The following is a 25,600-nucleotide window of genomic DNA, read 5'->3' as shown; positions in this document are numbered from 1 at the left end:
TTTGGTGATACCGCTGCCGACAACATTTATCGTTTCCGATGTTTCCTTATTGGTCGTCTGTGCTTGCGAAATTAGAGGCATTGTATATAAAAACGTAAGCACAAATAGCCAAGCAATCTTTCCTAGATTTTTCATATTTGGTTGGATTAAATTCCCTTTAACTTCACCAAATATCATACCATACGAATATTACGTTTGGATCACACCAACATTGAAAGGTTTTGTTATCGGCGACTGATTTGCAGCTTCAATACCCATTGATATCACTTTTCTGGTTTCTAAAGGATCGATAATGCCATCTACCCAAAGTCGGGATGCGGCGTAGTAAGGAGTAGTTTGACTATCATATTTGTTAGTAATTTCTTTCAACATCTCCGCTTCTCGCTCTGGCGTTATCACTTCTCCTTTCGCCTTTAACGAAGCCTCTTGAATTTGGAACAACGTTTTAGCCGCCTGTGCACCGCCCATTACTGCTATTTTAGCCGTCGGCCACGCATAAATTAATCTTGGATCGTAGGCTTTTCCACACATAGCATAATTGCCAGCTCCATAAGAATTGCCCATTACGATAGTGAATTTTGGCACAACTGAATTGGCCACAGCATTTACCATTTTAGCACCGTCTTTAATAATTCCGCCATGCTCTGATCGACTGCCAACCATGAAACCGGTTACATCCTGTAAAAACACCAATGGAATTTTCTTTTGGTTACAATTCATGATAAAACGGCTTGCCTTATCTGCACTGTCAGAATAAATTACGCCCCCAAACTGCATCTCTCCTTTTTTAGATTTAACAACCTTGCGCTGATTGGCCACTATTCCAACTGCCCAACCATCGATACGGCCCAAACCGCAAACGACGCTTTGTCCATAGCCCTGCTTATATTCCTCGAATTCAGAATCATCAACCAAACGGTTAATGATATCCATTATCTCATACTGCTTATCTCTGTTTTCAGGAATAATCCCATACAACTCGTCCTCTTTGGCTTTCGGTTTAGCAGGATTAATCCTATTAAAACCGGCATTTTGGGGTGCACCCAACATGCTCATAATGTTTCGGATACTATCCAAACAGGCCTGATCATTGGGATGTTTGTAATCGGTAACCCCAGAAATTTCGCAGTGTGTGGTCGCACCGCCTAAGGTTTCATTATCAACCTCTTCTCCTATAGCAGATTTAACCAAATAAGATCCGGCCAAAAATACTGATCCGGTTTTATCGACAATCATGGCTTCATCGCTCATAATGGGTAGGTATGCCCCACCGGCCACACAAGCACCCATAATAGCGGAGATTTGTACAATCCCGTCGGCAGACATTATTGCATTATTTCGGAACATTCTCCCGAAGTGTTCCTTATCTGGAAAAATTTCATCTTGCATGGGCAAATACACACCCGCACTATCAACTAAATAAATTACAGGCAAACGATTTTCCATGGCAATTTCCTGAGCCCGAAGATTCTTTTTAGCTGTCATCGGGAACCAGGCGCCGGCTTTAACCGTGGCATCGTTAGCAATAATCATACATTGGCGACCGCTTACATAACCAATACCGCAAACAACCCCCGCAGAAGGACAACCGCCTTGCTCCTGATACATTCCATCAGCAGTGAAAGCGCCAACTTCCAGGAAATCAGAATCTTTATCAATAAGATAAGCAATGCGCTCCCGGGCCAATAACTTCCCTTTCTCTTTTTGTTTAGCCGCGTTTTTTTCGCCACCACCCTGATAAATCTTTTTGAGTTTGGTTTTAAGCTCGTAAACAAGCTGTTTATTTACATCCTCATTTTTGTTGAATTCGATATCCATGATGGCAATTTAAATTTATTTTCAGAAATATTGAGAAGACCGAAATGGTTTCTAGTCTATCGGGGTGAATATTAAATATGGAGTACAAAGAAAGCATGGAGTGGTACGAAGAAAATATTGACCTTGAAATATAAAACCTCACCCTATTAAAGTAAGTAGTAATTGTCCTTCTATTACAGTCCCTCTCCTTGAAGAGAGGGAAACAAAGACAGTTTTAACCACAGAGTACACGGAGAAAAAATAACAGAGAGAACAGAGAAAATATTTACCTAAATCTGTATTCTCTGTCAAAACTCTGTGTGCTCCGTGGTTTATTCTCAAACAAAGAAATACTCAACCTTGTGTTCTTTGCGAAAACTTTGTGCCCTTTGCGGTTAAATAAATAGACAAAAAAGCATAGAGAAATAGGCGAAGGGGAAATAAAAGCCTCACCCTATTAAAGTCAGTAATAATTGTTCTTGTGTAACAATCCCTCTCCTTTAAGAGGGGGAACAATGGCCTTTGGCAATTGGGCTTTTGTTTTTTGCGAAAAACTTTGCGCCCTTTGTGGTTAAACAAACAGATATCCAATTAAAATAATATTTTTGAATAAATCTCAATAAATGGAACTCACCGTAAATATCCCTGCATTATTATTTCCTGCCATTAGCTTAATCATGTTGGCCTATACCAATCGCTTTTTAGCACTGGCTGCCCTGGTGAGAAGTTTAAAAGCAAAATACGAAGAAAGTGAGAAAAATATCGGTTTGCAAAACCAAATCAAAAATTTGCGCTACCGATTAAAGCTTATTAAAAACATGCAGGCTTTTGGCGTTTTAAGTTTTTGTCTTTGCCTTTTTTGCATGTTCTTTATTTATCTCGAATGGAATATTGTTGCAGAAATTCTTTTTGCTTTAAGCTTGATATTCTTCATGATATCGTTGATCATTTCTTTAATCGAAATCCAATTCAGCACAAAAGCACTTGAACTCGAACTTAGTACCTTGGAAGATTTAGAAAGTGAATCTCTAGGTGGATTTATCAAAAAGAAATTTAAAAAAATTGAATAAGCCAAGGATAAAAAAAAGCTAAGTTAAAATCATTTTATTACAGCTTAGGCAGTAATAAAATGATACAAGAAAACAACCTCGCCTGTAAAAGCAGGTTTTTTTTGTCCTTCTATTTCCATCTCAATACCCATGTGCACTTTTGTAACCCCTCGCAAATTAACTATTGAAGCTAATTTAGCTTTTAACCGGATTTTACTATTCACCAATACAGGTTGTGCAAATTTTAAACTTTCGATGCCATAGTTAATTTCCATTTTTAAATTTTGAATATCAACAATCTCTTTCCATAGAAATGGGATTAATGAAAGTGTTAAATATCCATGTGCAATGGTACCTCCAAACGGACCTTCGTTCTTTGCTTTCTCCTCATCGGTATGAATCCATTGATAATCTAAGGTAGCATCGGCAAACTTGTTAATTTGCTCCTGGGTAATGGTATGCCAAGAGGATACACCAAGCTCTTTACCTAAATGTTGTTCAAACTCTGCGTGTGAAGTAATAATTTGCATTGGAAAATATTTTAGCCCCGCGTTTTAGCGAGAGCGGTTCAAAATTGTTTAATGTATGTTATAATCTTCTTAAGTTAAGTTTCTGTCTTTAAACCAAACTTCATCCGGAACAGCAGAAAACTCATCCATTTTATTAACCAGAGTTTCTGCGTCTGCTTCGTTAAAAACCAAATCACGGTTTGCTGGTTTTAAAAATCTGCTTTTCACCATCATTTCCATTTGCGCAAATAATGGATCGTAAAAACCACCTACATTTAAAACGCCAATGGGTTTATTGTGTAAGCCTAACTGTAACCAGGTTAAAACTTCAAAAAATTCTTCAAGCGTACCAAATCCACCTGGTAAAATGATAAATCCATCGCTTAAATCAGCCATTTTTTGTTTACGCTGATGCATATTTTCGGTGATAATCATTTCCTTTACGCCTTTGTGTCCAACTTCTTTATCCATCAAAAACTGAGGAATAACGCCAGTAACCGAACCACCTGATTGTAACACATCATCGGCTATTACACCCATTACGCCTACGCTCCCACCACCGTAAACCAACTTAATGTCTTGTTTCACCAAAACATCCGCCAGTTGTTTTATCGCATTCCGCAATTCCGGATCGCCATTAAAGTTTGAGCCACAATACACACAAACTGCTTTAAGCTTATTCATTTGGATTAAAATTTTTCGAAGTTAAGATTTTATCGGCTTTCTGTAAATTTTAATTCTGCACAAGATGGTTAACAATCATTTTTTAAAAGATTTGGAAAGCAGTTGCAGAAGTTTATTTTAAAGTTTGCCCTTCTATCGCTTCAAGTCCTCGCCCCGAAAAAAAATCGGGGCTGTGGGCTTTCCGCTTTATAAGGTTTAGGCACTTTGGCTGGCAAAAGGAACACTGACCAGCGTAAAGTAGACCTGATGGAAGTGAAATACTTTTTGTTGCCCTAACAAAAACCTACGAGGTTTAACTACAAGCATCACAAAAAGATTGAACGTACAGCAGGGTTACCGTAACCGAAAGGTACCGAAGCCTGCTCTCCAAAACAAAAAAAAGCGCCGGACAATGCCGACGCCTTCAACCAAATATAACAGAGAACGTTAGAAGCTATAACGGAAGGTTGCGCCGTAAGTTCTTGGGTCGCCGAGCACCCCAGCGTATAAACCAGAGTTACCTGCCGCAGCCTGCAATTGCTCGAAGTAATTTTTATTAGCAATGTTTCTACTCCACACAAACACAGAAAACTTTTCTGATCTAAACCCTAACCTGGCGTTAAGCAATGAATACCCCTGAACATTCAACACACTTGAAGGTGTTGGATTTGAGGAATAGGTAGAGCGGTAACTTGCATCGCCAGCAATAAAGTAGCGACCAGCTTTAGTAGCCAAATTACCCGGCGTACTCAATTCTGCACCACCAGAAACATTCCATTTGGAGATTCCTGGCAACCTGCCACCAGATGCATCTTTAAATGCAACCTGTGTAGCAACACCATTTATCGTTTCGGTGTGGCCGGTTTCTTCTAAAGGTAGCGGCGCATTGGTAAAACTTACATATTTACCATCCAGGTATGCCAATGCAGCATTTAAAGTTAAAAATCTTTCTAACTGGTAGGTTCCATCAATCTCCAAACCCTTTACATTTACCTTTTCAGCATTCGCTAAATATCCTCTGTTTACCCCTAACTGCGGCGATTGAACGTTGGTTTGATAATCTTTTATGTCGGTGTTGAAAGCGGTTACATTTAAAATTGCACCTTTAAATGGCTTTGTTTTCAGGCCCAGTTCGTAGTGTTCTACATATTCAGGTTTAACTACTGCCAAACTCAAATCGGCCTGACCGTTGGAAGCTGTTGGCAAGCCACCCACATTTACCCCAACTGGTTTGTAAGCGGTAGAAAAAGTTCCATAAACATTTAATTTTGGTGTAGGACGATAGGAAACTGTAATATTTCCAGACAAATTATTGTTATTGGTACTGGTATTAAATTGCTGATTGCTGTAAACTGCTGATTTTAGTGCTAACAAAGCGGCATCAGTTGTTTGCAAACCACCGTAAGTGTTTCTGTCATAATCAACATCTTTTTTATCATAAGTAAACCGAAGGCCTGGTAAAACATGCAGATTTTTAAGCACTTCCCAATCCACCTGACCGAAGACCGCTGCACTAAGCGATTTGATGGTAGAGTTTGTTCTGATGCCAAAACCATCTAACAATCCGGGTGTAGAATATAGTGCCTGTGCGCCTGTATTGGCAGTTTGTACAAATCTCCATTGATCTTTGCCTACCTCTTCAGTTTGCCCTAAGCCTTGTAAATTTTGCCCAAGTAAGAACACCCCTACTACCCCACTTAACTTTTCTGTAATGTTACCTGCATATCTAATTTCTTGCGAATACTGATCGTGACGGGAATTTCCTTGTGATTTAGTAAGGGCTGACAATTCGGAGAAATCTCTATCATTTGTTGGATCCCAGTTCCAGAATCTCCATGCTGTGGTGGAAGTTAAAGTTCCCCCGCCAATTTTATAATCTACGTTTAAGGAAATTCCACCTATCGATTGATTATGTCTCCAAGGAGTATTGGTATTTATTTCTCTTGAAAATGGATCTATTCTGGGTTGTTGGTAGCCTAAATCAGAAACTATTCGGGCGTACTGACGGTAAGCGCTTCTTTCGGTTGGCGTAACACCAGCAATTACCAATGGATAGCCTGCCGGATGCTGAACGCTCACATCTCCACTTAAAAGAATTTTCAACCGATCTGATGGTGTAAAATAAAGCTGCCCTTTAAAACCGAGGTTATTTTGTCCGCTGTAACGGCGTTCTTCTCTGGAATTCCAAATCGTACCATCGCGTTGTGTTCCAGAAATGGAGATTTTTGCAGCAAGATTTTTTGCTACACCACCAGAAACTGATGTTTTCGCCTGAATAAAATTATAATTACCCACACTCATTTCCACTTTAGCTGTTGGGGTTTGTGTTGGTTTAGTTGTGGTAATATTAAAAGCACCAGCAGTGGTGTTCTTACCAAACAAAGTGCCCTGCGGACCGCGAATTACTTCAATTTGTTCAATGTCAAGAAAATCTGTTGAAGTTGCAGCCGGACGGGCATGGTAAACACCATCAACATAAAAGCCTACACCGGGGTCGATACCATCGTTCGTTAAGCCAAAAGTTGAACCTAAACCACGAATGTTTAATGTGGTATTACGGGCATTTGAAGCATATAATTGAACTGATGGAACCAACTCTTTTAACCGGTTGACGTTGAAAGCACCTGCATTTTCTGCTGCTTGTCCGCCAATAACCGTAATCGGAATGGGCACATCCTGTAAGACTTCCGAGCGTCTTCTAGAGGTTACTACGATTTCGTCAAGCTGGGTGTCTTCAACCAAAATAAGCTCAATTTGCGTTTCCTGCAGCTGCAAAACTTGAAAATCCTGAGGTTTGTAACCCACATAACTTACCCGGATATAAAATGGAGGTTGTTGTTTGGCATCGATTGTAAAAGCACCATTTGTATCTGTAATGGTGGCAATTTTAGTACCACGTACTGTAATAGTAGCTCCAGGTATTGTAGTACCGTTGCCCCCTTTTACAATTCCTTTTACTGTATTTTGAGCGAGTACAGCGGAAGCTGAAAGTATTAAAGAAAAAATGAGTAGTAAACTTCGTTTCATGATCGTATTAATGTGTTTTGGGTTAGATTTTATCTTTTAGTTATCCTTTCGAAAATAGTGAATGTGATTTTTTGATGGCTACAACAACAATTGCGTTTAATGTTTTTTGCTTGCTTCATATTAAAATATATAAACCCTATAGATTTAGTCGACAAATATATTAAAAAAATGTATTTACCAAATTTTATTTTGTTTATTTATTTAAGTAGGTGAAGTTTAGGCAAACTGCTTAAAATTTTGTACACTTAGAAATTCAAATCCTATTGTTTTCGCATCCCACAAATCATTTAAATTGTGGGAAAATTTAGTTTATTATCTTTTTTGATAATTATATTAGCATTTGCAAATAATTATTGCTTTGCTCAAGGATCAGCTGCTGGTTGCTTGTATAACAATGTAGTTTATACTTCAGCTCACCCAACTTCTGATAGGTTCGACTACGTAGGTCCAAAAACCCAATTATCATCTAATTATTGCTCCTGGGCACCGAGTATTTCATCGCCAATATGCGAAATTTGCATTGGGGGATTTAATACCCAGGAAACTGTAAAGCTGGTGGATCATACCTCGGCGTCAAAGGCACATTTACGATGGTGGAATGCCCTATTGATAAAAATTACTTCTTCCTTGGCTTTGGAATATTAATTTCGATTATTTCGGTGAGAAAGCTAAATTCAAAGAAGCCGATGTTATCAAAAATCTGAACTTAATCTTAATATTTAGTAGTTTAAGATTGCTTTCCCGAATAGCCGGGACAAGCAATCTATTTAGCTAAGAAAGATGCTTCACCTCGCACAAGCCCGGCTTCGAAATAACGACTCTTCTTGAAAATGTGCACAGCTATTGTAAAAGGCATTTTAATAAGGAAGATTTTTTAACCGAGAAGCCAAGCCGTTTTTCAGGGCTGTGGCAATCTCATCTAAGAAGTTTATCCCGAAGAAAGATTTCTCAATCGCGAAGGGCTTATTTCGAAATGACGGAATGTGCGAAAAAACTAAGCAGCCAACAAACTAACCCCGTTTACGCAAATATGTTTTTATGAAAAATTAACCCTCGCAATGACTATTAATTTTCAAACAAGCATCAAAAAAAAGCAGGGCTATCATAGACGACGCCCTGCTTTGTATTATGTGTGTGAATTCTTGACTTCCGACTCCGGACTAAAATTACCTCGTATAGTTCGGTGCTTCTTTAGTAATGGTGATATCATGTGGGTGGCTTTCACGCATACCCGCTGCTGTAATTTGAACAAATTGCGCTTCTTGTAAAGCTTCGATACTTGCTGCACCACAGTAACCCATACTGGCACGTAAACCGCCAATGTATTGATACATCACTTCAGCTAAAGTTCCTTTAAATGGTACGCGACCAACAATTCCTTCAGGAACTAGTTTTTTAATATCATCTTCCACATCCTGGAAATAACGATCTTTAGAACCTTGTTCCATTGCTTCGATAGAACCCATTCCACGGTAAGATTTAAACTTACGTCCTTCATAAATAATGGTTTCGCCTGGGCTTTCCTCTACGCCAGCGAATAACGAACCTGCCATTACCGTACTTGCACCAGATGCGATTGCTTTGGCAATATCGCCTGTATGTTTAATTCCACCATCGGCAATAACCGGAACTCCTGTACCTTTTAATGCTTTAGCACATTCATAAACTGCGTATAACTGCGGAACACCAACACCGGCAATAATTCTGGTGGTACAAATAGAACCCGGACCAATACCAACTTTAACAGCATCAGCACCAGCATCCGCTAAGAATTTTGCAGCAGCACCCGTTGCAATGTTACCAACGATCACCTGTAAATCAGGATATTTTGCTTTAACTTCTTTTAGTTTATCCACTACTCCTTTTGAGTGGCCATGAGCCGTATCAATTGTAATCACATCAACGCCGGCGTGAACCAATGCATCAACACGTTGTAAGGTGTCGGCTGTTACGCCAACCGCAGCTCCAACACGTAAGCGGCCGCGATCATCTTTACATGCGGCAGGATAGTTCTTAACTTTCGAAATATCTTTAAAAGTAATTAATCCACTTAAGTAACCATCTTTAGAAACAACAGGTAATTTCTCGATCTTATAATTTTGAAGAATTTCTTCAGCCTGAATCAGATTTGTTCCTTCCGGAGCAGTAATTAGGTTTTCTTTGGTCATCACCTCGGCAATTGGTCTTGCCATGTCTTTCTGAAAGCGTAAATCGCGATTGGTAATAATGCCTACCAGTTTATTATCGCTGCTAACTACCGGAATGCCACCAATTTTATGTTCTTTCATGATTTTGAAAGCATCAGCAACTACCGCAGTTTCCAATAACGTAACCGGATCTTGAATCATTCCGCTTTCCGATCTTTTAACTTTTTTCACCTCTTCCGCTTGTCTGTCGATCGTCATGTTTTTGTGCAACATACCGATCCCCCCATTTTGCGCAATGGCAATGGCAAGCTCAGCTTCTGTCACCGTATCCATGGCTGCAGAAATCAATGGAACGTTAAGCTTAATTTTTTTGGTTAAGAAAGTGGCTGTATTAACATCACGAGGCAGAATTTCTGAATATGCGGGTACCAAAAGTACGTCGTCATAAGTCAAACCTGTAGCAATAAATTTTGTGGAGTCGAGTTGCATAGCAAATAAATTACGATTTATTATTTGCCAGGCAAAGATACAAAAAAGCCAGGTAAATCAAAGGGCAAAGATAAAAATGGGTAAATATTGAGCTGAGGTGACAAATGAAATTTTTATGGAGATTTACAGTTTGTTCAATTGCTTTGTTATAATTGCATATTATTCTAAAGCCCCAAATATGATAATAGAAAACACCTATTTTGAAGGAAATGTAAAATCTTTAGGTTATGAAACCGGAGACGGAAAATCAACCGTTGGAGTAATCAACGCCGGTGAATATACATTTGGAACCGCACAGTTAGAAGTAATGCATGTTATTGAGGGAACATTAACTGTACTTTTACCTAACGAGGCGGAATGGAGAACTTTTGAGAAAGGTTCGCATTTCACTGTTCAGGCTAACTCTTCATTTTCTGTTAAAACGCTTGTTCAAACCGCCTACATTTGTCAGTATCGATAAAAAAAGTAAGTCAGCTAAAAAAATCTGACTTACTTTTTTTTATTATTTCTTCCCGATTACGACCTCGGTAAATTCGCTGGTATTCAAATATTTGTTGGCTAAATCTTTTATTTCTTCGGCAGTTATACTTTTTACTTTTGCGATGTAGCGATCATAATAATCGTAATCTAAACCAAAGAAGTAAATATTCTTAAACTTATCAGCATGAGAAAAAATATTCTCTAAACTGCCCAGCATGGAGCCCAGCATATAGTTTTTCACCAGATTGAGTTCCTCTTCGCCAATCAACTCATTTTTAAGTAAATCAATCTCTTTATAAATTTCCACCAGTGCATCTGCGCAAACCTCAGCGCCAACTTCTGTCGCAATAAAAAAGTAGCCGGCATCCTGTAATGATGATATTCCTGATCCGATGCCATAGGTATAGCCCTTATCTTCCCTAATGTTGTTCATTAAACGAGAACCGAAATATCCACCCAAAACTGTGTTTAAAATCTGCAACCCAGGGAAATCTTCATGCGTACGGTTAACTGCTATTTTACCAATCCGAATGGCCGATTGGATCGCTTCAGGTCTTTCCCGGTAAACCGATTGATTCATTGAAGTCGCAAATGTGAATTTATTCGTAATCGAATCACTTTTCTCCCAAGTGTTCCCAAATTGCTGGTTCAGCAAGTCGAAGCTCGCCTCATCGAACTTTCCAGATACCACTATGGTACAATTATTTGGCGTATATGCCACTTTAAAGTACTCAACCAGATCATCCCTTTTCAGCTCGTCGTAATGTTTTGCCTGGATATCTACACCATAAGCAGTGTCTCCAAATAAGGCATGAGCAAATTCCTTCCGTGACAAAATATCATTCTTCTGCAAGTTTACCTGCATTTTTTGCTTTTGGTTTTGAATATAAATGTCAAGTTCGTTTTGCGGAAATTGACTATCACTCAATACATCTTTAACTATTGGAAGAACCGAAGCCAAGTGCTTGTTTAAGGTATAAAGTGTTACCGTAGATTGATCCTGAGCATATTCGGTTTGGAAAAATGCGCCATAAAAATCAATTTGTTCTGCTATTTCTTTTGATGAAAGCTTGCTGGTTCCGTTATTAAGCATAGCACTTACAGCAATGGCCTGCAATGGTTTTTCCACATTCCAATTCACATTGTTAAATATAAATTCAATGCGTACTAAATCTTGTTCGCCAGAATATACGATGTAAACCGGAACATCATTCTGCAGCTTTTTCTGCTGTGGCTGGATAATATTTATGGTTGATACCTGCTTAAAATCAGGCGCCTGTTGTCTGTTAAGCATTATTTTCTGTTAAATAGTACAAGGTAGATGATGATTCTTTTTTGAAGGTATTATTCGAAATACGTTGGATATCTTCAGCAGTAACTTTTAAAAACTCGCCTGCTTCTTTATTCAATAAAGCTGCATCGCCAAGCAATTCATAGTAAGCAAGATTCATCGCTTTATCCAATAAGCTCATCTCCGAAAACACAAGAACAGATTCGACCTTATTTTTTACTTTAGTAAGTTCGTTATCAGTTACCAGTTCTGCCTTCAACTGATTGAGCTCTTTCCAAATTGCCTGTTCTGCCTGTTCAGTTGTGATGCCTTCAACCAGTTTTCCTTCCACGACAAATAAACCAGGATCAAGACTGCTTGATATATAAGCATTGATATCGCTGAATAACTTTTGCTCTTTTAATAAGCTATTGTACAATCGTGAGGATTGCCCTCGAGACATAATATCTGATAACAAATCGAAAGCATAATAATCTGGATCTAAACGACCAGGCATTTTAAAACCCATATAAATAGCATTCAAAGGCACATTTGCCTTAACGGTTTCAATTCTTTCTTCCCTTTGAGGATCTTCTTGAACTAGGTCACGCTCGTATTTTTCTCCTGCCGGGATGGGCTCAAACCATTTTTCAGCCAGTTTTTTAACATCTTCGGTTTTCACATTTCCACCTACTACTAAAATAGCATTTTGTGGCGTATAATGTTTCTTAAAAAATGCCTTAACATCTTCCATCGTAGCGTTTTCGATGTGGGAAAGATCCTTTCCAATCGTTGCCCAACGGTACGAATGTTTTTTATAAGCCAGTGGACGAAGTTTTAACCAAACATCACCATAAGGCTGGTTTAAATAACGCTGTTTAAATTCTTCACTCACTACGTTACGCTGCGTATCTAAGCTCTTTTCTGAAAAAGCCAGGCTTAACATACGGTCGCTTTCCAGCCAAAAAGCTGTTTCAATATTTTCAGCTGGCAAAGTGATGTAATAATTGGTAATGTCGTTACTGGTGAAGGCATTATTTTCACCTCCTACCCTTTGTAAAGGCTCATCATAATTAGGAATATTGATAGAACCCCCGAACATCAAATGCTCAAATAAGTGCGCAAAACCAGTTTTTTCAGGACTTTCATCACGAGCCCCAACATCATATAAAATATTTAGAACTGCCATTGGAGTTGTTGGATCTTCATGAACCAAAACCTTTAATCCATTAGCAAGTGTAAAACGATTAAAATCTACCATATAATTTTTTAGAATCGTAAAGATATACTTTTAGGGTAAAATGTAAGATGGAAAATGTAAGATGGAAGACATAATGTTGAAGGGATTAACGATAGTTTATTTCGACCTTAAAATCTTTGACTAAAGACTGACGACTTTCGACTTTCGACTTAGGACTTTTAACTATCTTTGTGCTATGAATACAGCCGATTTACTGCAAAGGGCCTTGCATTTTGATTTTTTAAGCCAAGAGGAAGGTGTTTTTTTATACCATAATGCCGATACTGCATCGTTGATGTTTGTAGCAAATGAGCTAAGAAAAATTCAAGTTCCGAGTGGTAAGGTTACCTGGCAAATAGACCGCAATGTAAATACTACTAATGTGTGTATTGCTAACTGTAAATTCTGTAATTTCTTTCGCAGACCTGGTCATGAGGAGAGTTACATTACTGACATTGAAACATATAAAATTAAGATTGAAGAAACTTTCCGTTTAGGTGGCGATCAACTGCTTTTGCAAGGTGGGCACCACCCTGATTTAGGATTAGCGTTCTATGCTGATCTTTTCAGAAAGTTAAAAGAATTATACCCTGATTTAAAACTTCATGCATTGGGCCCGCCGGAGATTGCACACGTTGCAAAACTGGAGGGCATTTCACATACCGAAGTTTTGCAAACTTTAAAAGATGCTGGCATGGACTCACTTCCAGGTGCTGGCGCTGAAATCTTAAACGACCGCGTACGCAGGCTTATTTCTAAAGGAAAATGCGGCGGTCAGGAATGGCTTGATGTGATGAGGGCTTGCCATCAGTTGGATATAACCACATCGGCAACCATGATGTTTGGCCATGTCGAAACCATTGAAGAGCGTTTTGAACATTTGGTTTGGATTCGCCAGGTACAGAGTGAAAAACCTGCTGATGCCAATGGTTTCCTGGCATTCATTCCATGGCCATTTCAGGATGATGGAACTTTATTGAAACGTTTACGCGGCATTAGTAACAATGTTACAGCTGATGAATATATCCGTATGATTGCTTTAAGCAGAATCATGTTGCCAAACGTTAAAAATATTCAGGCAAGTTGGTTAACGGTGGGTAAAGCAACTGCACAACTTTGCTTACATGCTGGCGCAAACGACTTTGGATCAATTATGATTGAAGAAAACGTAGTTTCTGCTGCTGGTGCACCGCATCGTTTTACAGCGAATGGTATTCAACAATCAATAAAAGCAGCGGGCTTCGAACCGCAATTAAGAGGACAAAAATATAATTACCGAGATTTACCAGAACACTTGGAAGAACAGGTAATCACTTACTAGGATGAATTGGCGGATGTGAGGATTAGTAAACGAGCTAATTAGTTGATTTGTATTAATCCATCTTAGAAGACTGGCTCATTAATTGAAGCCTGCTGTACTAAAAATCTGTATTCTATCAAAAACGTAAAGGCGAATGCAGAGATATGGAACTTAATCCATCTTGAGCAAGACTTTGATCTTATCATCCTTAAATCCTCAAAAAATCCTGATCAAAAATAAAGGGAAACAGAACTCAGTTCTGCCTCCCTACCTTAAACTAAACATTACCTAATCAATAATGTAAATTCTATTTTGGCTTAGGTTAATTTTGAACCTGCTCTTAGGAACAAGTTTGCAATTTGTTTAACTTCAGCACCTGTTAAAAATTCATCGAAAGATTCTGCTGCTGCAGCTCTTGTTACTGCAGTTCCATTAATACCTGTAATTTCATAAGTTGCCTGAATGGTATTATTTTCACGAGCATAAACAGGATCTACTTGAGGAACACCAGTATCGTTTGAGACACCGTTAGCACCTAAACCTACCCATGGTTTCAACGGAACATTTAAAAACGCTGCTGTCATTTGGCGTAAGTGAGAAGCGTGACGAGCCTCTACTGAGTGGATTTGCAATGCTGTAGTTAATACCGGCATGCCTTTTAACACTGGCGCCTGACCTTTGTAAGCTCTAACACCTGTATCCTCAAAAGCTGTTGCTACTTTTAAAAATGTTCCATAATTTGTGAAAACATCGCCGAAAGTATTTCCAGCTGTAAAATCGAAGTTAGCTTCTGTCAAGGCGATAGGCGTTCCACCAGCACCAGTAATTGCGCTTTTTAACAAGTTTACGTGAGCTAACTCATGAGCACGAATGGTTGTAATTGCACCTGTTGCAGCACCTGCTGGAATTAGACCAGTACTCAACAATGCTCTGTTGTAAAAATTATATTCTAAATGCTCTAAAGCCAAAGCAAAGTTTAATACTTCTGTAACATTTGCTGGGTTCGATTGACCATAAGCTTTTTGAAACATAGAACCTAAAGCCAATGGTAAAGCTGCCAAAGAAATTTTCTTTCCAACGTTGAAGAAACTCTTCATTGCTGCTCTACGTGGATTTAATCTTTCATAGATCTCTCCATCAACTTTTTCAATTTCGTCTAATATATTTATGATATTCATGATTTCTGAGTTTAAGATTATAGGTTGATAACGTTAATTTTTGTTTTAATGAATGGAGCAGCTAATGGCAATACTTTATCTGGAGTTAATGCTCCATCTAATCCGTTTGCATCTACAGCGCCGAATGCGGTTAATGTACCTAAATCAGCAAACGTACCGTTAGAAATCTGATCTCTTACGTATGCCGCGTGGCGAGCTTCAACAGAAACAATCTGACCAGCAATTACCAAGAAACCAGTATCTTTTAATCTTACTCCAGCACCGTTATATGCGGCTACGCCTAAATCTTCAAATGTTTTTGCTGTAGCTAAAACGCTAGCACCGCTTGTAAAATCTACTGCTGAGAAATTTACTTCTAAACTTCCAATTGCCGCTGTACTTAATGCTTTTTTAAAGAATTCTCTATGTGCAATTTCGTGAAATTGTACATCTTGAAAATATGCTTTCTGTGCTGCAGTAAAACCTGATGGATTTGAGTTAGCAACCTGGATGTAAAACGCAGCCTCTAATTGCTCTAAAGCGTAAGCATAATTCAATACACCAAAATCATCTTTAAAATCAAGGGTTACACCGGCTACAGGATCAGTGTAGTTACGGTCTTTTCTACAACCAGCAGCTACTAAGGCTAAGGCTGCTGCACTTGCACCAGCATATTGAAGGAAACCTCTCCTACCAACAGTGCTTTTTAATAAACTTTCCTCTTGAAGTTCACTTTTTGTTTCTAGTTCATTGTTTTTCATAGTGACTATGTTTAGGGTTTTTTAAATTCGTTGATGATACATACGTGACATTTCTGTCCTCGGTTTTTTGTTTTTACATTTTTTTTTATTGATCGATTTTGATACATTCACAAACCTATAATTATGACAGTACTAAAAGCCATTATTGTTGATGATGAGGAGTTTGCACGTTCTTCACTGTTTTTTTTGCTTCAGCAAAATTGTGCCGAGGTAGAAATTACCGGAATAGCCAGATCTGTAGCCGAAGCACAGGATATTTTGGCAAATCATAATATCGATCTCATTTTTCTAGATATCGCCATGCCAGGTGGCAATGGTTTCGATCTAATCCCCGCTGCACAAAAGCAAAATGCTGCTGTTATTTTTACTACCGCATACGATCAATATGCTTTAAAAGCTATTAAGGCGAATGCCCTTGATTATTTGTTGAAGCCTATAGATATCGACGAACTTAAGACTGCGGTTGTTAAGGTATCGCAACACATTAAGCTTTTTAAAAATCGAAATGAGAATGATGAACGGATTAGTAATCTGGCTTCTACATTAACTTCCAGATCGGACATTAGAAAACTCACTCTCCCTTATGGCCAGGGCTTTAAAATGATAGATGTAGATGATATTATTTACATTGAGGCCGATAGCAATTATTCTATCGTTCATTTAAGCAATCAGGAAAAAATTACCGTTTCGAAGGTATTGAGAGAATTCGAAGAATTGTTACCAACCGAACAATTTGTTAGGGTACATAAATCGAACATTATCAATCTAAATCACTTAAAAGAATACAATTCGAAAAATGGTTTGCAGGTTTTTTTAAAAAATGGCGAAAGCATCAACATCTCTAGAAGAAGAGCCAGCGATTTTTTTGACAAGATAAAATCATTTACAAAAGCTGGAAGTGATCATTAAATCAACTAAAATAGCATCTAATTTAGTCTCAAAGGCTTTACTTCTTATCTGTAGGAAAGGTTTTTCAATTGCTTTTTTACTTCTGATTTTCTTATTGATTAACGGATCAAATGCTGTGGCACAAATGACCTATCTGCCACATTATACCTCTAAAAATGGTTTAGCAAGCAACAATTGTTATTATATTTTGCAAGATCAGAAGGGCTTTATCTGGATTGCAACCGATAATGGAATCAGCCGTTTCGATGGCACAAACTTTCAAAATTTTACCATTGAAGATGGCTTGCCCGACACGCAAATCCTTCAAATGAAAGAAGATAAATTTGGAAGAATTTGGTTTTTTGCATTAAATGGGCAATTAAGTTATCTACAAGACGGCAAATTTTATAATCAGGATAACAGTCAATTATTAAAGCGACTTAGCCTAAACACTGTTATTGTTTCTTTTTTGATGGATAAGCAAGGAAGAATTTGGCTAGGTACAAACTCAAATTTAATTGTTTGTTGGGATGGTAAAAGAATTAGAAAATACGTTTCTCCAAATCCGAAAGATAAATTCATCAACGCGTTTATTCACGAAGACGAAAATGGCGACATCTATTCGTATAGCGATTTAAGTGTTCAGAAATTTAATGGCGCTACTTTTTCGATCTTAAAATCTAATGTTCAGCCGCTTTCTTACATGACAGCGATAAACACTAAATCGAAGTCGTTAATTTATCTGGATAAAAGTGGACTAAAAGAATTGAGCAAAGGGAATATCAATAGCATAATTTCCATTCCCCAAAACCTGATAAAAAATATGTCGGGTTATTTCTATTATGATAGCGCAGCTAAAGAGGTTTGGATTGCCAATGCGAATGGTTCCTTTGCATTGGATAAAAATGGAAAAACAGTTCAATACCTTCAGGATATTCCCGTAAACCAGGTAATAAAAGATAGCAATAAGAATATGTGGTTTGCCACCAATGTTGGAATTTATATGTTACCAAATGCTAGCAATCGTTTATCCATTATTGATGCAGAATCTGGCTTGAGCAGTAATGTAATTAAAAGCATTACCAAAGATGGTAAAAACAGACTTTGGCTAGGTACGGATGATGCTGTTATTGATGTTTTGACTATCAATAACTATCAGGTAAATGAAATTGGGTTAGATGATTTTAAGAAATACAAAACCATAAAGCAACTAAACTTCGACCCAAAAAATCAATCGATATATTTTTCTTCAGATTATGGAATGGGTGTTTTCAAAAATATCTACAGCACCACAAATGAAGTAAACTATTTAAAGGAAGCTAATAATTCCATGTTTGTAATTAAACATTTTAGCGTTGATGAAAAAAGCAATCGTTTAGCCCTGGCACTTTCTTCAGGAGTTGTTTTTTTATCTGATAGAATAAACAACTTTGAGTTCAATTCCTTAAAATATCGGGAGAAGGAAGATTTCTTTAAAGATCGCTCTTACCATGTGTTTTACGATCGAACAGGTAATTTGTGGTTTTCAAATATCAATGGCTTATCTCAGTTTGTAAACGGAAAACTAGTCAAGCATTTTGAAAAACATCCACTACTCACTAAAAGAATTAATGATATTCGACAATTGGCTGATGGCACATTGATTTTGGCTACAGATGGATATGGATTGCTGTTTTACAAAAATGACCAAATTGTAAAACAGATCACTCAAAAAGATGGCTTAACCAATGATATCTGTACTAAAATATTCGTAAAAAATAACGAGATCTGGGTGCTCACCAACAAGGGCGTTAATAAAATTGCCAATTATCCGGAAAAGCTTAGCGTTGCCAATTTCGATTATGGGAAAGATTTATTGAGTGATGATATCAACAGTTTATTTATTGATGACAGCACAGCTTATTTCGCTACCAACAAAGGGCTGATTCTTTTCAAGTACAACAATAAAAACATCAGCAGAAATTTACCGAAGGTTTATGTAACCTCGATCATTAAAGACAAGGATAGATTGCCTGTAAATCAAAAAAACTTCACCTTCGAAACAGGAAATAATACCATTTTATTCACCTTTAGTGCGGTAGACTTTACCACAAGCGACATTACTTATCGTTATCGGTTGAGTGAAAATTCTGCCTGGGTAGAAACCAGAACTCGCCGTTTAGATTTTTCATCGCTTCAGTCCGGAGAATATAATTTCGAAGTTTCGGCCAAAAGCCAAAACGGAAACTGGGGACCATCCGCAAAAATTTCATTTACCATTACAAAGCATTTTTGGCAAAGCTTATGGTTTTTATCCATCTTGATCCTTCTGGTGGCCTACATTTTTTATAAAGTTGCGGTTTACATCACCAGAAAACAAAAGGATAAGGAACAAGAGCAGCTTTTGCTAAAAAACAAGGTGTTAATGTTAGAGCAGCAGGCTTTACAGGCAATGATGAATCCACATTTTGTATTCAATGTGATGAATTCTATACAGCATTACATTAATACGCAGAACACAGCATCAGCTAATCGGGTATTAACCGGGTTTGCTCGGTTAATACGAAAAAACCTGGAAATTTGTACCAAAAGCTATATCAGTTTGGAAGAAGAACTTGAATATTTGAATTTGTATTTAAAGCTCGAGAAAAATAGATTTGGAGATAAGTTAAAATACTCCTTTTTAATTGATGATCAAATAGATAAGGAAGAAACTTTAATCCCATCGATGTTGTTACAGCCTTACGTAGAAAATGCAATTTGGCATGGCATTATGCCGAAAGAAACGGGTGGCGAAATACAAATCAATATTAAAATTGATGTTCCAGAGTATTTAAACATCGAGATAATTGACGATGGTGTTGGTATTGACAATTCTTTGAAGGAGAAAAAGGAAACGCACATTAGCAAAGGCATGCAGCTAACTAAAGAAAGATTGCATTTGTTAGGACAGATTGCAGCAAAACCTATACACCTCAGTGTTAAACAAAAGGCCATAAATGGTACAATCGTTTCTATATCTATCCCTTTAAAATAGATTTTTTACCGTTTACTCAATTATTAATACCACTCACTAAATAGAACTTACACCGAATCTCGTTTAGCCTTAAACTTGTGTTAGAAATAAACGATAGTGTTTATCAAAACGTTCTTATAGAATTGATATAGATATTTAATAACCTAACCTAAAACTATATCTTAATTCAGGTTTCATTTGTGTGTTGAAAGCGGTCTTGTTTTTTAAAAAGCGAGACCGCTTTTTTAATGTCCAAAAATTATATTTTTGTATATGTCCCAAACCAATATTACCAGGCACATAGAAGCGCTCATATTCTCTTCTGTTCAAAGCATTAGCGTTCAAGAGATCATCTTAGCTTTAAATGCGGTTTTCGAAGCAGAGTTTATTGAAACACAAATTTTTGAAAGCTTAGATCTTATTCAAGAAAAGTATAAACATCATGATTTCGCAATCGAATTGGTAAACCTGAATAAAGGATATCAGTTTCTAACAAAAAAGGATTACCATGAAACGGTAAATCAACTTCAATTGCATCGCTCAAAGAAAAAGCTGAGTCAGGCTGCTATGGAAACCTTAGCCATTATCGCATACCGCCAGCCGATTACAAAATTAGAAATTGAACAAATTAGAGGTGTAAATTCTGATTATTCTGTTCAGCGATTGCTGGAAAAAGAACTTATAAGTATTGATGGTAAAGCTGAAACTCCCGGTAGGCCAATTCTTTATAGCACTAGTAATATTTTCATGGACTATTTTGGTTTAAACAATTTAACCCAGCTTCCACAGCTAAAAGATATTACGAAGGAGGAAAATAAGGTAGGTGAAAATGCGGAATAGAAGAAATTAATTTATTTGTTTTCAGGTTGTTATTAGAAAAAGTTTTTTTGTATTTTTAAAGTAGAAAAGCAATTTTTATTTTTGTGATATGAAAGCGCCAAAGAAACTCCCTACTAAGCCGACTACCAAAAAACAGGTAGATGAAGACGATGATCTTGAAGATGACGATATTCAAACCACGAAAAAAAAGCCTCAAGATGAAGATGAAGACGATTTTGATTTGCCATTAGATGACCTTGATAATTTCGACAACTTCGATGATGACGATGACGATTACTAATCATTAAAAAACTATATATTTGAAAAAGCATCCTGCCATTAGGCTGGGTGCTTTTTAATTTTAAAATCTGCCCATGCAAATTATATCAGTAAGCAATTCATCACTAAAAAAAGACTTCTTAACGGTTCCAAAAATCCTCTATAAAAACGACAAAAATTTCATTTGTCCTTTAGATAGTGAAGTTGAAAATGTTTTCAACCCAGAGAAGAATAGCTTTTTCAGTCATGGAAAATGTACACGTTGGATTTTAAAAGATGATGCTGGAGATTTAATCGGTCGGGTTGCTGCTTTTATTAACGAAAAAAAAGCATTTAATTACGATCAACCAACTGGCGGAATGGGCTTTTTTGAATGCATTGAAGATGAAAAAGCTGCCTTTTTACTCTTTGATACCGCAAAGGAATGGCTTATCGAAAATGGAATGAAAGCAATGGATGGCCCCATCAACTTTGGCGAAAACGATTCATTTTGGGGTTTGTTAGTTGAAGGTTTCACTCCTCCTTCATTTGGAATGAATTACAATTTTCCATATTACCAGAAATTTTTTGATGCTTACGGATTCGTAACCGAATATGAACAGTTAACCAACCATATTAACTTAACCATTCCTTTTCCAGAGCGATTTACCAAGATAGCCAATTGGGTAAGGAACAAGCCTGGCTACACTTTCGAATATTTTAGCAAAGCAAACGCCGAAAAGTACATCGCGGATTTGATGGAAATTTACAATGATGGCTGGCAGGATTTTGAAAACTTCGTTCCGATAAAAAAGGAAACTCTCGAAGAAAGCTTCAAAAGTATGGAACCCATTATGGATGAGCACTTGATTCAATTTGCTTATTTTAATGGTGAGCCCGCGTCATTTGTGGTTTTAATTCCTGATGCCAACCAGATGATTAAAGGTTTTAATGGAAAGCTTGGTTTATTAGAGAAGCTTAAATTTGCTTATCGCCGATGGGTGGGTGTTACACGCATGAGAGCAATCGTGATGGGTACAAAACCAAAATTCCAGAAACATGGCTTAGAATCAGTTCTCTTTATCAGGTTAGGTGAATATGTGTTGCCAAAAAATCAATACAAAGAACTGGAATTGAGTTGGGTTGGCGATTTTAACGAGCAAATGATTGCTATACATAAAGCTACTGGCGCTACGTTTGGTAAGAAGCATTTAACGATGCGGAAAGTGTTTTAAGCAGCTTAAGCATCAGTGAGCAAAGAACAAGGAATAAAGATTAAGTAGCCTAGATTAATTGGCCTTACTATTCTTTGCTCGTTCATCTTTATTCCTCTTATCTACATTCCCAATTTATCATAAAGATCAATAACCTTCTTTCGAAGTTTATTGATTTCTTCATCTTTTTCCAGAAGTTGTTCTTTCAGGTCAACTAAATCTTCTGATGAATTTGATGACTCCTCTTCTCCGGTTAGTAATTTAATTATTGATACCTCAAATACTTTAGAAATTTGCAATAAGCGTGAGATATTCAAATCTGTTTGCCCGGTTTCTATTTTACAAAACGCGGGAGTAGAAATATTAAGCATTTTAGCAGCTTCCGCTTGATTTAGTCCAAGCGCAACCCTACTCTGCTTAATACGATCTCCTAAAAACTTCATGTACAGATTAACTATTATTTTGGTAAAGCCGCAGCTAATTCAGGCAAATCAAAGCCTGCATAGTTTCCAGAGCTCATCATTAAAAGATTTGCATTCTTATAGTTCAAGCTTAACAAATAGGCTTTCAGTTGAGCTGCATCGTTAAAGAATTTTAGCTTCGGGTTGGCAAAAGCCTGTTGAACATCTTCTTCTGAAAATGGCTCCATTCTTTTCTGCTCAAAACTTTTAAGATCAATAAAGACGATTGCTTCATCAGCTTTGTCCATTGCGCCAGCATATTCCTTTAAAAAATCCTTATTCAAGCTACTAAAGGTGTGTAATTCGATACAAGCAACCAACCTGCGATCTGTGAACTGTGCTTTAACAGCCTCAATAGTAGCTTTTAGTTTCGATGGAGAATGGGCAAAGTCCTTGTAAACATTGGTAGAGTCATCAGCTGAAATTACTTCTAAACGCTTTGCAGCGCCGGTAAATGAGGCTATTGCAGTATCAAAATCGTTTTGATTTACATCTAACTGCTCACAAACTAATTTAGCTGCATTTAAATTCATCAAGTTATGGTCGCCAAATATTTTTAAAGCAGTTTTCTTTGGCAATAAATAGGTTATTCCATTTCTAATGTCGTGTTCAGGAATGGCATAACCTATCTTGTGAATCTTTGCTTTTGATTTTAAAGCAATTTCATTTAAATCTTGGTCTGCTTCACAATATATCAATGTTCCGTTTTCCTCAATGGTATCGATAAACTTATCGAACTGCAAAGTATAATCTGCATAAGTAGGAAAAACATTGATATGATCCCAGGCGATGCCACTGATCACTGCTACATTTGCTTTGTAAAGATGAAATTTTGGCCGTCTATCAATCGGTGACGATAAATACTCATCGCCTTCGATAATCATAACCGGTGCAGCATCTGTGATTCTTACCATGGTTTCGAAACCAGCAAGTTGTGCCCCAACCAAATAGTCAAAATCACGATTGTAATGATTGAGCACATGTAAAATCATACTTGTGATGGTAGTTTTACCATGACTGCCGCCAATTACTACACGCAGTTTATTCTTACTTTGCTCATAAACGTATTCTGGATAGGAATAAATTTTAATACCCAGTTCTTGCGCTTTAATTAGCTCAGGATTGTCAATACGAGCATGCATGCCCAAAATAACAGCTTCAAGATCAGTTGATATGCGATTTTCATCCCATCCCATTTCTGCCGGCAATAAACCATACTTTTCCAAACGAGATTTTGCTGGTTCAAATATCACATCATCAGAACCGGAAATTTGATAACCCTTTTTATGAAGTGCAATGGCCAGGTTGTGCATCGCACTTCCGCCAATTGCAATAAAATGTATACGCATATAAATTAATTATTTGAATGAGAGAATTAGAGAATGATTAAATGGTAAAGCGATGTAAATGAAAACATTCTATCATTCTCCCATTTAAAATTCAATCATTATTTTTTCTCAAACTGGGCAGCAACCCAATCACCATTTTGTTTGTGATCGAGGTATTGAATACCATATTTAGCACACTCAGCAGTGATCATTCCTAAATCGGGATCTAAATAAAAACCACTGAAAAAGATTTTTCCACCTGATTGAAGCACCTCTGCATAACGATGAATTTGATCAAGCAGAATATTCCTGTTGATGTTCGCAAAAATAACATCATATTCTTCGTTTGGAATAACTTCTTTACTGCCACATAGCGCTTTCAGATTAGAGATGTTATTTAACGTCGCATTTTCGATGGTACTTTCGTAACATACATTATCATAATCTATCGCTACCAAATCCTTTGCACCAAGTTTAGCGGCAAGAATTGCGAGGATTGCGGTGCCACACCCCATATCCAAAACAGTTTTATCTTCTAAATCTGCAGCTAGAATATACTGCATCATCATTGATGTAGTTTGATGGTGACCTGTTCCGAAAGACATTTTCGGATCGATCACAATCTCATAAGGATAAGATGGTTGCGGCTCATGAAAAGTTGCTCTCACGTAACATACATCATCAATAATCAACGGATTGAAATTCTTTTCCCACTCGGCATTCCAGTTTTCATCGGCAACATCTTCTAAGGTATAATTTGTTACAAAATCATCGGTATAATGAGCAAGCAGTTCTTTCAATGCCTGCTCACTGTAATTATCTTTCATTACAAAAGCAGTGAACCCATTCTCACTATCCTCAAATGTATCAAAACCTAAATCAGCAAGATCACTGATGAGTAGATCCTGCTGATAGTCTTCGATACTTTCGAATTTAAATATTGCTTTTAAGTATTGCATTTAGCTATTTAATGCTTTAATAATATCTGTGAAATCCCGAGATTTTAACGATGCACCACCAATTAAACCACCATCAATATCTTTTTGAGCAAATAAACTTGCCGCATTTCCTGGATTACAACTTCCGCCATAAAGAATTGTGGTATCATCTGCGATCTTGAAACCATAGTTAGCCTCTATTTCCGAACGGATGAATGCGTGGATATCTTGTGCTTGTTCTGGCGAAGCGGTTAAACCTGTACCAATCGCCCAAACTGGTTCGTAAGCGATTACGATTTTAGAAAAATCAAGATCACTTAAACTGAAAACACCTTCAACCAATTGCTTCTTCAATACTTCATAATAGCTTCCGTTTTCACGTTCATCTAAAGTTTCGCCGATGCAGAAAATTGGTGTTAACCCGTGAGTCAAAGCAGTTTTGGTTTTTGCAGCCAAAAGCTCATCACTTTCAGCCTGATATTGTCTGCGCTCAGAGTGACCTAAAATTACGTACTCCACGCCAACAGATTTGATCATCTTTGCGGAAATTTCGCCTGTGTAAGCACCGCTTTCTTTGTCGTGAATATTTTGAGCTCCTATTTTAACATCATTTCCACCCAACTTGGCCAAACTATTTAAATGAATAAAAGGAGCACAAACAACAGCTAATTGATTCCCTTTACGTTCATCCTTAACCATATTTACAATCTCACTGAATAACGAAATACCTTCGTTATAATCTAAATTCATTTTCCAGTTACCGGCTACTATTTGTTTTCTCATTGTGTTTTATTTTGTTAATTCGATGAT

21 protein-coding genes are annotated in these 25,600 nt (G+C 37.3%); 8 read left to right on the top strand and 13 right to left on the bottom strand.

The genetic code is table 11. The features are described from left to right. Nucleotides 1–189: 189 nt before the first annotated feature. Entirely contained in the window at nucleotides 190–1,818 is a 1,629-nt protein-coding gene (locus OQZ33_RS16890; protein ID WP_265800311.1) for an acyl-CoA carboxylase subunit beta, read from the bottom strand. Between the two features lie 602 nt (nucleotides 1,819–2,420). On the opposite strand from OQZ33_RS16890, the gene OQZ33_RS16885 reads away from it, so the two are divergent. Continuing rightward, complete coding sequence (locus OQZ33_RS16885) at nucleotides 2,421–2,867, top strand: DUF2721 domain-containing protein (protein ID WP_265800310.1); 447 nt, start codon at nucleotides 2,421–2,423, stop codon at nucleotides 2,865–2,867. Nucleotides 2,868–2,911: 44 nt separating this feature from the next. Here OQZ33_RS16885 and OQZ33_RS16880 read toward each other — a convergent pair whose 3' ends face one another. From OQZ33_RS16880 to guaB, 4 genes are all read right to left on the bottom strand, one after another. Continuing rightward, nucleotides 2,912–3,376, bottom strand: coding sequence for a MaoC family dehydratase (locus tag OQZ33_RS16880; protein WP_265800309.1), 465 nt, complete (start codon nucleotides 3,374–3,376; stop codon nucleotides 2,912–2,914). 69 nt (nucleotides 3,377–3,445) lie between these two features. Continuing rightward, nucleotides 3,446–4,039 carry a TIGR00730 family Rossman fold protein gene (locus tag OQZ33_RS16875; RefSeq protein ID WP_265800307.1) on the bottom strand — a complete coding sequence of 198 codons (594 nt, stop codon included), beginning with the start codon at nucleotides 4,037–4,039 and terminating at the stop codon, nucleotides 3,446–3,448. Nucleotides 4,040–4,465: 426 nt separating this feature from the next. Then, nucleotides 4,466–7,045, bottom strand: coding sequence for a TonB-dependent receptor (locus OQZ33_RS16870; protein WP_265800305.1), 2,580 nt, complete (start codon nucleotides 7,043–7,045; stop codon nucleotides 4,466–4,468). 1,166 nt (nucleotides 7,046–8,211) lie between these two features. Further along, nucleotides 8,212–9,681, bottom strand: a complete 1,470-nt coding sequence (guaB, locus tag OQZ33_RS16865; protein ID WP_265800303.1) for an IMP dehydrogenase — start codon at nucleotides 9,679–9,681, stop codon at nucleotides 8,212–8,214. A 178-nt stretch (nucleotides 9,682–9,859) separates the two neighbouring features. On the opposite strand from guaB, the gene OQZ33_RS16860 reads away from it, so the two are divergent. Beyond that, complete coding sequence (locus OQZ33_RS16860; RefSeq protein ID WP_265800301.1) at nucleotides 9,860–10,141, top strand: pyrimidine/purine nucleoside phosphorylase; 282 nt, start codon at nucleotides 9,860–9,862, stop codon at nucleotides 10,139–10,141. 42 nt (nucleotides 10,142–10,183) lie between these two features. Here OQZ33_RS16860 and OQZ33_RS16855 read toward each other — a convergent pair whose 3' ends face one another. Both OQZ33_RS16855 and OQZ33_RS16850 read right to left on the bottom strand, forming a co-directional pair. Beyond that, the gene (locus OQZ33_RS16855; protein ID WP_265800300.1) at nucleotides 10,184–11,455 is read right to left on the bottom strand and encodes a M16 family metallopeptidase; all 1,272 of its coding nucleotides are present in this window, start codon (nucleotides 11,453–11,455) and stop codon (nucleotides 10,184–10,186) included. Then, nucleotides 11,448–12,692 carry a M16 family metallopeptidase gene (locus tag OQZ33_RS16850; protein WP_265800299.1) on the bottom strand — a complete coding sequence of 415 codons (1,245 nt, stop codon included), beginning with the start codon at nucleotides 12,690–12,692 and terminating at the stop codon, nucleotides 11,448–11,450. Before OQZ33_RS16850 ends, OQZ33_RS16855 begins: the two co-directional genes overlap by 8 nt. 175 nt (nucleotides 12,693–12,867) lie before the next feature. Here OQZ33_RS16850 and mqnC point away from each other — a divergent pair, with 175 nt between their 5' ends. After that, nucleotides 12,868–13,992 carry a cyclic dehypoxanthinyl futalosine synthase gene (gene mqnC, locus OQZ33_RS16845; protein WP_265800297.1) on the top strand — a complete coding sequence of 375 codons (1,125 nt, stop codon included), beginning with the start codon at nucleotides 12,868–12,870 and terminating at the stop codon, nucleotides 13,990–13,992. Between the two features lie 296 nt (nucleotides 13,993–14,288). Here mqnC and OQZ33_RS16840 read toward each other — a convergent pair whose 3' ends face one another. Both OQZ33_RS16840 and OQZ33_RS16835 read right to left on the bottom strand, forming a co-directional pair. Beyond that, a complete protein-coding gene (locus OQZ33_RS16840; RefSeq protein ID WP_265800295.1) occupies nucleotides 14,289–15,149 on the bottom strand; it encodes a ferritin-like domain-containing protein in 861 nt (286 codons plus the stop codon). Nucleotides 15,150–15,166: 17 nt separating this feature from the next. Further along, nucleotides 15,167–15,889 carry a ferritin-like domain-containing protein gene (locus OQZ33_RS16835; protein WP_265800293.1) on the bottom strand — a complete coding sequence of 241 codons (723 nt, stop codon included), beginning with the start codon at nucleotides 15,887–15,889 and terminating at the stop codon, nucleotides 15,167–15,169. A gap of 123 nt (nucleotides 15,890–16,012) precedes the next feature. On the opposite strand from OQZ33_RS16835, the gene OQZ33_RS16830 reads away from it, so the two are divergent. From OQZ33_RS16830 to OQZ33_RS16810, 5 genes are all read left to right on the top strand, one after another. Further along, complete coding sequence (locus tag OQZ33_RS16830) at nucleotides 16,013–16,798, top strand: LytR/AlgR family response regulator transcription factor (protein WP_265800292.1); 786 nt, start codon at nucleotides 16,013–16,015, stop codon at nucleotides 16,796–16,798. 94 nt (nucleotides 16,799–16,892) lie between these two features. Beyond that, entirely contained in the window at nucleotides 16,893–19,793 is a 2,901-nt protein-coding gene (locus tag OQZ33_RS16825) for a ligand-binding sensor domain-containing protein (RefSeq protein ID WP_265800291.1), read from the top strand. 252 nt (nucleotides 19,794–20,045) lie between these two features. Beyond that, nucleotides 20,046–20,612 carry an SMC-Scp complex subunit ScpB gene (gene scpB / locus OQZ33_RS16820; protein WP_265800290.1) on the top strand — a complete coding sequence of 189 codons (567 nt, stop codon included), beginning with the start codon at nucleotides 20,046–20,048 and terminating at the stop codon, nucleotides 20,610–20,612. Between the two features lie 88 nt (nucleotides 20,613–20,700). Next, a complete protein-coding gene (locus OQZ33_RS16815) occupies nucleotides 20,701–20,892 on the top strand; it encodes a hypothetical protein (RefSeq protein WP_056850291.1) in 192 nt (63 codons plus the stop codon). A 73-nt stretch (nucleotides 20,893–20,965) separates the two neighbouring features. Beyond that, entirely contained in the window at nucleotides 20,966–22,084 is a 1,119-nt protein-coding gene (locus OQZ33_RS16810) for a GNAT family N-acetyltransferase (protein WP_265800289.1), read from the top strand. Between the two features lie 101 nt (nucleotides 22,085–22,185). Here the strand turns inward: OQZ33_RS16810 and OQZ33_RS16805 are convergent, their stop codons facing one another. The 4 genes from OQZ33_RS16805 to tpiA form a co-directional block, all read right to left on the bottom strand. Then, a complete protein-coding gene (locus OQZ33_RS16805; protein ID WP_265800288.1) occupies nucleotides 22,186–22,506 on the bottom strand; it encodes a helix-turn-helix domain-containing protein in 321 nt (106 codons plus the stop codon). Nucleotides 22,507–22,520: 14 nt separating this feature from the next. Beyond that, a complete protein-coding gene (locus OQZ33_RS16800) occupies nucleotides 22,521–23,873 on the bottom strand; it encodes a UDP-N-acetylmuramate--L-alanine ligase (RefSeq protein ID WP_265800287.1) in 1,353 nt (450 codons plus the stop codon). Between the two features lie 98 nt (nucleotides 23,874–23,971). After that, nucleotides 23,972–24,811 carry a 50S ribosomal protein L11 methyltransferase gene (gene prmA, locus OQZ33_RS16795; protein ID WP_265800286.1) on the bottom strand — a complete coding sequence of 280 codons (840 nt, stop codon included), beginning with the start codon at nucleotides 24,809–24,811 and terminating at the stop codon, nucleotides 23,972–23,974. Continuing rightward, nucleotides 24,812–25,573, bottom strand: a complete 762-nt coding sequence (gene tpiA / locus OQZ33_RS16790) for a triose-phosphate isomerase (RefSeq protein WP_265800285.1) — start codon at nucleotides 25,571–25,573, stop codon at nucleotides 24,812–24,814. Between the last annotated feature and the right edge of the window lie 27 nt (nucleotides 25,574–25,600).

Origin of the sequence: Pedobacter sp. MC2016-05 (assembly GCF_026239735.1) — a bacterium.
In the GTDB taxonomy this organism is placed as follows: Bacteria; Bacteroidota; Bacteroidia; order Sphingobacteriales; family Sphingobacteriaceae; genus Pedobacter.
Note: the sequence above shows the minus strand (reverse complement) of the source record. Positions and strands in the feature narration are given on the sequence as shown.